General features: G+C 56.5%; 16 protein-coding genes and 2 pseudogenes. 11 read left to right on the top strand and 7 right to left on the bottom strand.

Annotated features, from left to right (window positions below; translation table 11 throughout):
• Nucleotides 1-165: 165 nt before the first annotated feature.
• The 3 genes from ACI2KK_RS10625 to ACI2KK_RS10635 all read left to right on the top strand — a co-directional run bounded on the left by ACI2KK_RS10625 (nt 166) and on the right by ACI2KK_RS10635 (nt 1,640).
• Nucleotides 166-669: a CinA family protein gene (locus tag ACI2KK_RS10625; RefSeq protein WP_404668903.1), complete on the top strand. Its 504-nt coding sequence runs from the start codon at nt 166-168 to the stop codon at nt 667-669.
• Between the two features lie 65 nt (nt 670-734).
• On the top strand, nt 735-1,187 hold the full coding sequence (locus ACI2KK_RS10630; protein ID WP_404668904.1) for a hypothetical protein: 453 nt from the start codon (nt 735-737) through the stop codon (nt 1,185-1,187).
• A 9-nt stretch (nt 1,188-1,196) separates the two neighbouring features.
• A complete protein-coding gene (locus tag ACI2KK_RS10635; protein ID WP_404668905.1) occupies nt 1,197-1,640 on the top strand; it encodes a DUF421 domain-containing protein in 444 nt (147 codons plus the stop codon).
• Between the two features lie 106 nt (nt 1,641-1,746).
• Here ACI2KK_RS10635 and ligD read toward each other — a convergent pair.
• Nucleotides 1,747-4,261, bottom strand: a pseudogene (gene ligD, locus ACI2KK_RS10640) (DNA ligase D).
• A 539-nt stretch (nt 4,262-4,800) separates the two neighbouring features.
• Here ligD and ACI2KK_RS10645 point away from each other — a divergent pair.
• A pseudogene (locus tag ACI2KK_RS10645) lies at nt 4,801-4,995 on the top strand (general stress protein); the annotation flags it as partial.
• A 64-nt stretch (nt 4,996-5,059) separates the two neighbouring features.
• On the opposite strand, the gene ACI2KK_RS10650 reads toward ACI2KK_RS10645, so the two are convergent.
• Nucleotides 5,060-5,308 (bottom strand): hypothetical protein, encoded by a 249-nt coding sequence (locus ACI2KK_RS10650; RefSeq protein WP_404668906.1) that lies wholly within the window; start codon nt 5,306-5,308, stop codon nt 5,060-5,062.
• Nucleotides 5,309-5,353: 45 nt separating this feature from the next.
• Complete coding sequence (locus ACI2KK_RS10655; protein ID WP_404668907.1) at nt 5,354-5,827, bottom strand: hypothetical protein; 474 nt, start codon at nt 5,825-5,827, stop codon at nt 5,354-5,356.
• A gap of 226 nt (nt 5,828-6,053) precedes the next feature.
• Here ACI2KK_RS10655 and ACI2KK_RS10660 point away from each other — a divergent pair, with 226 nt between their 5' ends.
• The 3 genes from ACI2KK_RS10660 to ACI2KK_RS10670 all read left to right on the top strand — a co-directional run bounded on the left by ACI2KK_RS10660 (nt 6,054) and on the right by ACI2KK_RS10670 (nt 7,688).
• The gene (locus ACI2KK_RS10660) at nt 6,054-6,428 is read left to right on the top strand and encodes a response regulator (protein WP_404668908.1); all 375 of its coding nucleotides are present in this window, start codon (nt 6,054-6,056) and stop codon (nt 6,426-6,428) included.
• A 220-nt stretch (nt 6,429-6,648) separates the two neighbouring features.
• A complete protein-coding gene (locus ACI2KK_RS10665; RefSeq protein WP_404668909.1) occupies nt 6,649-7,083 on the top strand; it encodes a low affinity iron permease family protein in 435 nt (144 codons plus the stop codon).
• 131 nt (nt 7,084-7,214) lie between these two features.
• Nucleotides 7,215-7,688 (top strand): response regulator, encoded by a 474-nt coding sequence (locus tag ACI2KK_RS10670; RefSeq protein ID WP_404668910.1) that lies wholly within the window; start codon nt 7,215-7,217, stop codon nt 7,686-7,688.
• Here the strand turns inward: ACI2KK_RS10670 and ACI2KK_RS10675 are convergent.
• Nucleotides 7,584-7,964, bottom strand: coding sequence for a response regulator (locus ACI2KK_RS10675; protein ID WP_404668911.1), 381 nt, complete (start codon nt 7,962-7,964; stop codon nt 7,584-7,586). The two genes, ACI2KK_RS10670 and ACI2KK_RS10675, sit on opposite strands and share 105 nt — an antisense overlap.
• A gap of 130 nt (nt 7,965-8,094) precedes the next feature.
• Nucleotides 8,095-8,334, bottom strand: coding sequence for a DUF6555 family protein (locus ACI2KK_RS10680; RefSeq protein ID WP_404668912.1), 240 nt, complete (start codon nt 8,332-8,334; stop codon nt 8,095-8,097).
• Nucleotides 8,335-8,584: 250 nt separating this feature from the next.
• Here ACI2KK_RS10680 and ACI2KK_RS10685 point away from each other — a divergent pair, with 250 nt between their 5' ends.
• Nucleotides 8,585-9,706: an ATP-binding protein gene (locus ACI2KK_RS10685; RefSeq protein WP_404668913.1), complete on the top strand. Its 1,122-nt coding sequence runs from the start codon at nt 8,585-8,587 to the stop codon at nt 9,704-9,706.
• Here ACI2KK_RS10685 and ACI2KK_RS10690 read toward each other — a convergent pair.
• Nucleotides 9,684-10,139: a DNA methylase gene (locus ACI2KK_RS10690; protein WP_404668914.1), complete on the bottom strand. Its 456-nt coding sequence runs from the start codon at nt 10,137-10,139 to the stop codon at nt 9,684-9,686. The genes ACI2KK_RS10685 and ACI2KK_RS10690 overlap by 23 nt on opposite strands.
• Nucleotides 10,136-10,345, bottom strand: coding sequence for a DUF2188 domain-containing protein (locus ACI2KK_RS10695; protein WP_404668974.1), 210 nt, complete (start codon nt 10,343-10,345; stop codon nt 10,136-10,138). Before ACI2KK_RS10695 ends, ACI2KK_RS10690 begins: the two co-directional genes overlap by 4 nt.
• A 136-nt stretch (nt 10,346-10,481) precedes the next feature.
• On the opposite strand from ACI2KK_RS10695, the gene ACI2KK_RS10700 reads away from it, so the two are divergent.
• The 3 genes from ACI2KK_RS10700 to ACI2KK_RS10710 are packed head-to-tail and all read left to right on the top strand — an operon-like array spanning nt 10,482 to nt 11,433.
• Nucleotides 10,482-10,814 carry an RAQPRD family integrative conjugative element protein gene (locus ACI2KK_RS10700; protein WP_404668915.1) on the top strand — a complete coding sequence of 111 codons (333 nt, stop codon included), beginning with the start codon at nt 10,482-10,484 and terminating at the stop codon, nt 10,812-10,814.
• Complete coding sequence (locus tag ACI2KK_RS10705) at nt 10,801-11,040, top strand: TIGR03758 family integrating conjugative element protein (RefSeq protein ID WP_404668916.1); 240 nt, start codon at nt 10,801-10,803, stop codon at nt 11,038-11,040. Before ACI2KK_RS10700 ends, ACI2KK_RS10705 begins: the two co-directional genes overlap by 14 nt.
• Before the next feature lie 15 nt (nt 11,041-11,055).
• Nucleotides 11,056-11,433 (top strand): TIGR03745 family integrating conjugative element membrane protein, encoded by a 378-nt coding sequence (locus tag ACI2KK_RS10710; protein WP_404668917.1) that lies wholly within the window; start codon nt 11,056-11,058, stop codon nt 11,431-11,433.
• The last annotated feature ends 1 nt before the right edge of the window (nt 11,434 follow it).

Consider the following 11,434-nt stretch of genomic DNA (forward strand, 5'->3'; position numbering starts at 1 on the left):
CCTTGGTTTTCCAATAATCAGCGGCTGAAAATCGGAGTTTTCGGCATCTCCAAGCCGTCCATTTCCGACTGGTGGGTAACTTGCTCGGAGTTTCCCTAAATAAGCGCTGAACCAATTGCCCGAGGGTTGCGTCCACCGGTAAAGAACAAGCGAGTCGATACCCTCATGGCAACCGAACCTGTACTGGCCGCGCTCGGCTACCTCAAGGACAATCAGTTGATTCTTTCCACCGCCGAATCTTGTACTGCAGGCTGCATGGTGGCGCTGTTGGCGACGGTACCTGGCACTGGGGAGGTTCTGGAGAGTGGTTATGTCGTCTATTCACCGAGTGCGAAAAAGCGTTTGCTGGGTGTCTGTGCCGAGACCATCGAGCGCTACGGGCTCACTAGCGAGCCTGTGGCGTGGGAAATGGCGTTGGGTGCATTGCGAGACAGCGATGCCAACGTGGTAATCGCAACAACAGGAGTAGCGGGGCCTACCGCCGAATCTGGAGTACCTCCCGGGACGATGTGCTTTGCTTGGGCCTTTGCTGGCGAGCCTGCTGCGGTTTTTACACGTACTCAGCGTTTCTTCGGCGAGAGAGCGGAGGTGATGCAACAAGGCGCGCTGTTCGGCCTGACGCGCCTTGCTCATTACCATCAACGCTGGCTTCGCGGCGAACGCGCCTGAGGGCACATGAAATGCCGAACGATGAGATGATATCCAGAAGCCACCCGATCCAGGAGAACATGCCCATGCAGAAGCGCGTTTGGCGCTTCGAACGTGTGGGATGGTATGTGCTGGTGATCATCGTATTGCTTGCCTTGGCAGGGCTGTTCGGCAATGGCCCACTAAGCGATGCCGAGGTGGTGAGTCAGGATGGTCAATTAAAAGTTCAATATCAACGCCTCAGTCGCAGTGGCTCCACCGACAATCTTTTCATCACAATTCAAGGGAGCCCGGGTCAACCAGTGATGGTTGAACTTGAGGGCTCACTGCTGCGCGAAGCCAGTATCGAGACAATGCAGCCCGAACCCCAGGTGTCGATGTCCGATGGCCCAGCCCTGCTGCTGAAATTGGGTACCAGCAAGGATGGTATGGCCACCTTGTACCTAACACTGCGAAGTGAGCACGTGGGTAGCTTGGAAGGGGTTGTGAGGGCGGGCTCGAACACCGAAGTCCACTTTTCCACATTTCTCTATCCCTAGGAGGGCGTCTTGGATTCGATCCTGCGAGCTGCTGGGATGTATGTCGCCCTTATGCTGCTGTTCCGCGTAGCCGGGCGGCGTTCCCTGGCCGATCTGACCACCTTCGATTTCGTCTTGCTGCTGATCATCGGGGAAGCCACGCAGCAGGCTCTTCTGGGCGAGGATTTCTCGTTTACCAACGCCGTGCTGGTGATCGCCACCTTGATCGTGGTCGATGTGGGCTTGTCTCTTGCCAAGCTGAACTCCCGACCGCTGGCCCGCTTTCTCGATGGCCATTCAACCCTGGTGGTTGAGCACGGACAGTTCTTGCATCAGCGAATGCGCCAATCTCGTTTAACCGAGGATGACATTCTCGAATCAGCGCGAGATAGCCAGGGGATAGAATCGGTGGAGCAAATCAAATTTGCGATTGTGGAGCGGAACGGAAAAATCTCGATAATTCCAAAGGAATGAGTGAAGCCAGCGATTGCAGCATAGGGCTTGGTGAAGCTCGACGCCGCGAATCCAGGCATGACGAAATGTGCCAAGCGCCTTCCCCTTCTCTGCTTCGCATCAGCGGCTACTTCATTCCGATCCGCGTTTTCATTTCCAGGGTGATCAATTGCTTGATGGTCGGCATAGCATCCCATGGGTCATCGCCACCCAGTTCATCCAGACGCTCCTGAACATTCTTGATGTTCCATTTGGCCGCCGATTGCAGCTCGACGATCTCCTCCCTGAAGATTGGCACCGATACCGGCAGTCCCTCCCTAGCCCGCGCCGAGAAGACGTTGGCAGTGGTGCCCCTTTGCCGTTGCGCAGGTAGTCGATGAAGATCTTGCCGATACGATTTTTCGGGCCTAACACGGCTGAGAACCGATCCGGGATAAGCTTGGCGATGTACTTTACGATGGCCTGGCTGAAGTCCTTCACTTCTTCCCAAGAAGCCTTAGGCGTGAGCGGCACCATAATGTGTATGCCCTTTCCTCCACTGGTTTTGAGAAACGACTGCAGACCCAACTCATCCAGCACTACCAAGGTCAGCTGGGCGGCTTCGACCATAGCCTTCCAAGGCAGCGCGGGATCAGGGTCGAGATCCAGCACGAAGCGGTCTGGCTGCTCGATGTGCTCGGTCGTGCCGTTCCAGGAATGCAGTTCGATGGTGCTCATCTGCACGGCACCGACCAGGGCCTCAACGCTGTTGATGACCATGCCCGCTTTGCCGGCCTCGGCCTTGGGCACCATGGTGATGTTCGGAATGGCCAGACGGTCAGCGTTCTTCTGGAAAAACAACTCTCCGGTAATCCCCTCGGGCGCTCTTACTAGAGCGATGGGCCGGTCTTTCAGGTGGGGCAGCAGCCAAGGTGAGGCCTGCGCGTAATATTCGGCCAGGTCTCGTTTGGTGAGGCCGCTGCTGGGATCGATCACACGCTCCGGGTGAGTGATCCGCACCTTGGTGGCCGAGGCCTTGTCTTCCGACTTCGCATGGGCTGACTTTCGCGCCTTCGGCGCAGACGCCGGCTTCTCCTCCGTAATATTCTGGACAGGCTTGTCCGTCCGGACACCTTGGAACACCGCGTGCCTGACCACACCGTCCGAGGTGATCTCCGCGAAGGTGACCTCTGCCAATAGCGTCGGCTGCAACCAGTGAATGCCTTTGCCGTCGACACCTTTCGGTGGGTTCATCACCGGCACCTGTTTCTGCTCCAGCGGCAGTAGCGTTTCCAAGATGGTGGCGAGGGTCGACTCGGTAAAACCAGTGCCGACCTTGCCGGCGTATCGCAGCTTTCCACTGCCTTCATCATTGAGGGCAAGGACGAGTGCCCCAAAGCCGCTCCTGGCACCCTTCGGGTCGGTATAGCCGACAATGACAAACTCCTGGCGATGCTTGCACTTGAGCTTGATCCACGTATCGCTGCGCCGGGATACGTAAGGACTGCCCAAGCGTTTGCCAATCAGCCCTTCCATGCGCATCTGGCAGGCACTGTTCATCAATGCGTCGACGTCTTCGGTGAAGTCTTCGGAGAACCTCAGCAGCGGGTCGGTCGAGTCATCAAGCAGCTGCTTCAACAAACCACGACGACTCTCAACCGGCACCTGCCGAAGATCCCCGCCATTGAGATACGGCAGGTCGAACAGGTAGTAGACAATGCCCTGGCTCTTGCCGGCGTCGAAAGCGTTTTGTAGCAGCTGGAAATTCGGCACGCCGTTCTCATCCGGTATGACGATCTCGCCGTCCAGCCAGGCTGATTTAAGCCCGAGCGAGGCGATGGCAGCCGCCTGCTTAGGCAACTTCGCAGTCCAATCATGACCATTGCGGGTGAACAGCCGGACGTCATCCCCCTCGACGCGGCACAGCATTCGGTAACCATCGAACTTGATTTCGTAGCGCCATTCTTCAGAGCGAGGACTGGAGTCGACCAAGGTCGCTAGCTGCGGAGAGAGCTTCTCCGACAGTGCTGCCGCCACAGCGCCCTCTGCGCTCGGCCCGGTGACGGTTGTGGGAGGGTTCGGCTTGGATGACGTGGCTTTCGTCCGACCGCGCTTCTTGGGGATGATGGTACGGTCGCTCAGGACACTGTTGGGCATCTCGACCACCACGTCGAATCAGCAAGCGGCTTAGCGGCCTCGTCCTGATGCTTGATCAGAAACCACTGCTCCTGCTTGCCCTCGATGTTCGTCCGGACAAGGTTCCACAGGCCTGAAAGCTTTTCACCCTGCAGCTCAAACTTCATTCGACCTTTCTTGTAGGCCTCAGCCGGGTCGCCTTGGGCATGCCATACGCCACGATCCCAGACGATGACATCCCCGGCCCCATAGTGCCCTTCCGGGATCGTGCCTTCGAAGGACGCGTAATCGAGCGGGTGATCTTCGACATGCACCGAGAGCCGCTTTACCTTCGGATCCAGGCATGGCCCCTTGGGAATCGCCCAGCTCTTGAGCGTGCCCTCGAGCTCCAGGCGGAAGTCGTAGTGCAGTCGTGTGGCATCGTGCTTTTGAACGCAAAACTGCAAGGCATGAGCAGCTGCGCGCTTCGAACGCTTAACAGATTTCCCTGCTCCCGATGGTTCCGGTGAGGCGTTGAAATCACGCATGCGGTTGTATTTTTCCAAGCCTGGGACGGTCGCATCGCCCTCCTCCTCGGCGTCCCTTCCGATAAGCGTCTGAACCAGCTCACGGAGCGAGACGCCTTGCTTGCTGGCTTCAGCCGTGAGGGTCTGGACAACCATGGTGTCACGCAGGGCCGACAGCGGCTCGCCAGCCTCCAGCGCTTGCGCTTCACTCAAGCCTTGGACTTGGGCAAGCGCGTCCGGGTGTTCCGTCGCGAAGATCATGAATGTCAGGGCCGTGTCGTCCATTCCCCGAATCCTCTCAGAAACCATGTCCAAATTCGAGGAGGCGAAAAGAACTTCAGTTCAGCGTGAGAGCCGAATGGGCAAGGTCTCGAGCTGTTCTACTGGGATGCTAAGAGTTGGCCCGCCACAGTACGTGGAGCAGCTTTCTTAGCGCAACCCGTCGGGCAAAGCGAAAATGAGGTGTGCGAAACAGCGGCTTTCACCCCTCCGAATTGAACACAGACTTTCCTGTGTGACACATGAGGTGAAAGATCATGGCTAACAATCAAGGTAATCGCGGCAATCAAGGCGGCACCGCGCAGAACAACCCAGGCAATTTTGCCAATGACCGCGAAAAAGCGTCTGAAGCAGGCCGTAAAGGTGGCCAAGCGTCGGGCGGGAATTTCGCCAACGACCGCGAGCGTGCTTCCGAGGCGGGTCGCAAAGGCGGACAAAACAGCCACGGTGGTGGCCGCAATAGCGAAAACCGCTAAGCCTGAATGAGCTCTGCCGGGGTGAGCATCACCCTGGCATCTCGCGGGCTGACGAGCACAGCATTTACAGCAAAATAGGCAGCAGCGGCTTGCCTCTCGCTCGAAGACGCACACCGAAGATGATCAGCAAAGCTGACAACGCCATCATGAAAAAGCTTCCCGCCATGAAGTCGCCTGCATCAGCACTAAATCCCATCAGTTGAAATGTCAGCAATGCCAGCGTACCGACGAGCCCTGCGCTGCCAAGCACCATAAGAAACCAACCAGATCTACGCATTGTATTCCCCTGCTCGAGGATGAAGAAACCATTCACAGGAAGTGCTAGGCCGTGCTTCAACGAAAGCACAGCCGGGCTGAATCACCATCCGAGGCGCTCGGCAAAAAACTGCCGGTATGCGGTATAGATCTGTCCGGGCACCTTCTTCAGGTAATCCCTTGCGTGAGCTTGAGTGGTCTCGTCAAGGGACACCAGGTAGTCAGCTGCTTCAGGCGCTGTCGGGATTCGATTTTCGATATTTTGATAACGGGGTGGAAGCGCCGTCCACACCAGAGCATCGAGACGATGAGCCAATGCCCAGCTGTTTAGACCACCGCCATCTTCAACATCATGCACCATCAATATGCCGACCCCATCTGTTCGCTCAGGAGAAATACCTTCTCGGCTGGCCAGGTCATCATAGGCCTGCTGAAGAGATGTCGTTATGAGGGGCGCCCACAGAACGTCGACCGTAGCGGCGCCAAGGCATATTGCTGTAGCCAGTTCTCCCCCATCAGCGACCCTCGAAAATTCGATAGGGAGTGCTGGGCCGTCCGCCCGCCAATCTCCCGCCAAGCGAAGCTCCCCAGGTTTCCAAATAAGTGATCCCCATCCCAAGCATCCGATCCTCACATTCGCTCCTTGGCAGCCTTGTGGCTACGAATGACCTACAGCGAAGACAGCGGCGTCGGAACTTCGACTCAATCGAGATCTGTTAGCGGGTTGGTCACCATTTGTCAGGAGCAAGCAACGCTGTGCTCGGAGGATCCACTAACGAGTACAACGACAAGGATCAAGCTCTATGTCACAGAAGGTTTTGTTGGTTGAAGACGATGACATCCTGCGCTGGCTGATGGCCGACGCCGTGACACACTTCGGCTACCAGGTCGTCGAGTGCAGCAACGCCGACGATGCCCTTCGTAGGTTAAACGCCGAGCCGTTTGCTCTCGTCATTACGGACGTGAACATGCCAGGCACCACTGATGGGCTCGGGCTCGCCAAAACGCTCTGGTCAACCAACCGCGACCTTCCCGTCATCGTCATCTCTGGGCGCACGGTTTTACCTCCAGGCTCCCTCCCTGTAAATGCAAGGTTCATCACAAAGCCGTGCACCCTTGATGTGCTCGGTGACACCATCAGCGAACTACTCGCCAATGGCCATCCGAAGCACCCGTAACGCTCGGGAAAGAGGCCCTGTTTCTGAGGGACTGGCACAAGACATTCGAGGTCACATCGCCAAGGACGCAACATGCTGGCTCGTGCAACCAAGACTGCATCCAATAGCTGGATCTGGACATCACGCGGCTGTTCGTCAGCCCTAGCAAATGTAAAAAAAGATTTCTGAACAGTTTGAGGGTCAACGGAACACGTGCAACGTGTTCAGAAGGAAAAGCATCATGAAATTCGCGCAGTTCTGCCAATGGCTGTCCAACCATGCTGGCAGGCCAAGTACCTTCCTCATCGCCATCGTACTGATCGGAATGTGGGCAGCCTCGGGGCCATGGTTTCACTACAACGATACATGGCAGCTCATCATTAACACCTCCACAACGATCATCACCTTCCTGATGGTTTTTCTCATCCAGAACACCCAGAACCGGGACAACGACATCATCCATGTGAAGCTTGACGAGCTCATTCGAGCGACGAAATCAGCCGAGCGCTCCGTGCTTGATCTTGAAGCGATGGACAGCAAGCAATTGCGTGCTTTGCGTAGGGAGTACCGTGCCATGGGCGAGCAATGTGGCCCGGAAAAGCCACTTGGAGCGGACGATGTCGACACAAATACAGAGGGGGCATCAAAGGGTAGCGTGCCGCGAGATGCTGGCTAATTTTTCTGGTGTCGAAGGTGAATTATCTCGGGGGCAGCAATGTCAGAATGATATCGCACGTAGCACTGCCCCCTTGGGCAGATTAAGGCCGTATAGCTTCTTTCGACGTGCGCTAGATTGCGAGCACTAAGATGACTGAGTCACGACAACACGCTGCAACACCCTCCGTACTGCTTGTAGAAGACGAACCCGCACTGCGCGAGCTCATCACCCTATTGCTCGAAGACTTGGGGGCGGCAGTGACCGCACTCCCCAGTGCCGACGAAGGAATTGCTGCGCTGAAGCTCAAACCTTGGGCATTAGTGATCACGGATGTCCGGACACCCGGCGTTTCAACCGGTTTGCAACTGGCCTGGATTGCACGTAGAGACCTGCCCGTTACCGTCGTCATTGTCACTAGCGGGTATCACCCGCAGATCAACGAAGCGTTACCGCACGGCATCCGTTTTCTGCCAAAGCCCTGGGCCTTGGAGGCCTTCATTGAGTGGTTCGTCCTTACCTCATCCACCAGGTTGATCAGCGCCCAGCGGCGTGATGATCGAGTCCCTCGCTATTGCTTGGCCAATCGCGGACAGCAGCTCCTCAACCGACCACGGCTTGAATAGGAATGTCATAGGAGGCGCATCACCGGTGGGCTGCAACTGATACCCAGAGGTGAGAATGGTGGGAATATGAGGCCATTTTTCAGCGACCATTTGCAAAAATTCCAAGCCCTTGAGCGTTCCAGGAACGCCGTGATCGGCAATCACCAATGAACAAGCGCCGTGATTTTCAAGAAGACCAATCAGCGCATCCTCGGCGTTGCCAAAACTCGCTACACAGGCGCCCAGCTCAGTGAGAATCTGGGCCAGTACCATATTGAGTGTTTCGTCGTCTTCCACGACCAGCACATGGTGTCCGCTTAACGATAGTCCGTCAGCTTCTAGCCTCATTTGAACCACCGCCATGAGAAGACTGAGCGTACCGCGATCAGCGGAGCGGTTCGTTCAAGGCCGTTGGCCGTTTCGACCCTCATGCCGAGACGCTGCTTGAAAGTCTCCAACGAACGTCAGAAAGACCGTAACGCTCCGCCACGGGGCGGCTCACCTTGCGAATGTTTTGCTGTGCGAACCTTGGGATCACCCCAATCCCGGCGTCACAGCTCGCCCAATGCCAGGCCTCCGCATTGGACATATTTTCCAAGCGGATGACGAATTGCTTGGACGCTCCGCGAAGTTGATAGTCAATGACGTATAGTTTGAGTGAAGGCATATGATTTAGGCTCCTATGGATAATATATGGAGCCGCCGTAACTGCATGGATTCAATAAGTTTCACGACTAAAAGTTGTACAAAAACAAAAATATGTACAGCATTTTTGGCGACAGACGTGGCCCACTCCTACGGTGAAAAGAGTAGGCTTGAGGTTCCGTTCTGGCCGTTGTCGCACGGGGCGGATCGCTGACTTACCGGCTATAGTTCACGGCTGGCCTAGGATGGCAGTAGCCCAAAAGAGGTAGACGATGCGACTCCCCGACTTCATCGAAGCGAATCTTGAATCGATCCTCCACGCGTGGGAGCGCTTCGCCAGAGACATTGATGTCCCAAGGCAGGATCTGGCGGCCAGTGCGCTTAGGAACCATGCGCAACAGATCCTCAAAGCCGCCGCCCTGGACATGCGAACTCCGCAAACAGAACGTCAGCAAATTTTGAAGTCTAAAGGCCTGGCGCCACAGAGTGACCAAGAAACTGCAGCACAAACGCACGCCATTCTCAGGCTTATAGACGGGTTCTCCATGGATCAAATGGTGTCGGAATTTCGCGCCTTGAGATCCAGCGTGTTACGACTGTGGCTGGCAGAGGAAGCGTTCAGCTCACCTTCGCAAATCGAGGACATGGTGCGTTTTAACGAGGCCATCGACCAGGCGCTGGTGGAGTCAATCAGCGCCTACGGTCAAGCTGTCGAAACGACCCGAAAAATGGTTTTAGGCGTGCTGGGACATGATTTGCGAGCCCCCCTGACAGCGATACTGATGGGCGCTGACTTACTGAGAAAAAGCCAAACGCTCTCGGATCGAGAAAAAGACATTGCTGCTCAGGTTGGGGTCAGCGCCCGCCGAGCCAATCGTATGGTCAACGATTTGGTCGACCTCGCACGATGCAACCTTGGCACCGGTATTCCGGTTGTCAAAAGTCCAACCGAGCTGAATTTGATCTGCCGCACGACAATCAAGGAACTGAGTGCTGGGGAGCCAAACGCGACGATTATATTCAATGATACCGATCCGGTCGTGGGTGGTTTTGATCCAGAGCGAATGGCTCAGGTATTCACCAACTTGATTGGTAATGCAGTCAGGCATGGTGACCTGCAGCAGCCAATCCAGGTCGCCCTCAAAGGCAGCCACAACACAATGACCTTCGAAGTCAGAAACGCCGGAGAGCCCATCTCTCCAGCCGCTATGCCATCCTTGTTTGATCCTGGTCGTCGCTACTCTGGTTATACCGAGACGGGTAGCAAAGCTTCCCAAGGCCTGGGGTTAGGCCTTTTCATCGCAGCTGAAATCGTCGCCAGTCATGGAGGGAAAATCGACGTGTCATCCTCTAAAGAGAGCGGCACCTGCTTCAGTGTGACGATCCCCTTGTAGAGCGGTGCTCAAGGACGGCTGCTGCCTCACGCATGAAAATCTTGAGGGTTTTAGGGCCAACCCCTTCGAAGCCCAGAAGCCAAGCTTGTAAGGCAGAGCTGCCCATATCGTTCTTCTTCAGCGAGCTCAACTGGATATCAAATTCGTCAGAAACGCCAACGCCCAATGCATGAAGTCGCTTCGCCGTGGACTCGTCGTACCGCGCATAACCTGCCTGGCCCAGAAGCCTGACGAGATCCCGATGGGAGCAGCGGGCCAACTTGTCCGGCGTATCCAGGCCATGCCGATCAACCAAGTTCCGGTACGCCTCCACGGCTACGGAGGAATGAATCCTCTTCCCGATCAGAAAGCTCGCGAGCAGCCACTTGTACAACCCGTGACCGGTCGGATCGCTGACATCGATGTCAAGGTCAGCTGCAGTAACTGGTATCACCCGTTCGAACGCCTCGGGTCGGCGGGACGTGGGTACGTTCGCTCTTCCTCAATGGTGCCGTCAGCCTTATGGATCTTCACCGATGCGGTTTTGCCGTCAAAGAAGTCGGCCAGCGAGCTGACTAATGCTTTTTTTGTTGCGGCTCGCTTGGAAGCACGGTCGGCACCGGCTTTCTTGAGTTCCCAGCCATCAGCGGTTGGGCTCAGATGGTAGTTATCCCTGCCCCTGCTAGCGACCTTCCAGCCGGCATGAAAAAACCGAACTCTCTACATTCCCTTTAGCGCATGCCAATGCCAGCCTAAATGATCAAGGTGAAGCCCAAATACTCAGTTGGATTCCGCCATGATGCTTTTTCCCTACTTCTTACTAGTAACCTGCTTGGTTGCCGCCACGGCCGCCGCTCAAGACGTGCGCGAGCGCTCGGACCTCAGTCTGGTGCAGCGGCAGATCACTGCCATCGAACTGTTGGCCGATCGCGCAAACAGCTCAGTCGATACCGCAGGGGCCCGCTATCGCTTCGATTATCCAAGGCTCATCGCCGACCTTGACAGAGTAAAGCAAGGCATCAGCAAGTACCTTTCGCCTTCGCGAGCGCAGCCTGCTGACTTGGTCGAGTTGACTGGGGATTACCGCCATGACGCGCATGAGTCGGGTCTCTCCAATGAGCATGACTGACGCTCAACTGAGTGCGTTCTCCGCCGTGGCCGGGTTTTCCCCGCAGCTCAGTTCGGTGCTATGGCGGTCATCCGTGCTGGTGCTGGCGTTGCTCTGGTGCACCTGGGCCCTGTGGACCGGCTACCGCGGTTGGGCGGCCGGTAACCTCAATTTCGGTGCGCTCGGCGGCAGCACGCTTCGCCTGGCACTCGTCCTGATCGTGTTGATGTTTTTCATGCTGTCGTAACCCGGAGACCGTGCTATGAAACCCTCCCACCATTGCCACCGCCAGCTTCTCCTGCTGCGGGATACCTGTTCAAAAGCCCTGTTCGGCGGTCTAGTTTTGCTGACTTCGACATTCGCCAGCGCCGACCTGCCAACCATGGAAGCCCCCTCCCGAGGTGAAGGGTCGGGACTGATCGACACCATTAAGAACTACGCCTACGACGGCGGCATCCTGCTCGGCCTGTTGATCGCCACCCTAGCCTTCCTCGGCGTGGCCTGGCATTCGCTGACCGTCTTCGCCGACGTGCAGAACCAGCGCAAGACCTGGAAGGACCTCGGCGCGGTGGTCGGCGTCGGCGCGCTGCTATTAGTAGTGATCCTGTGGTTCCTCACCAAAGCCGCGACGATTCTGTGAG

This window comes from Pseudomonas sp. NPDC089406, from assembly GCF_044900265.1.
GTDB lineage: Bacteria > Pseudomonadota > Gammaproteobacteria > Pseudomonadales > Pseudomonadaceae > Aquipseudomonas > Aquipseudomonas fakonensis.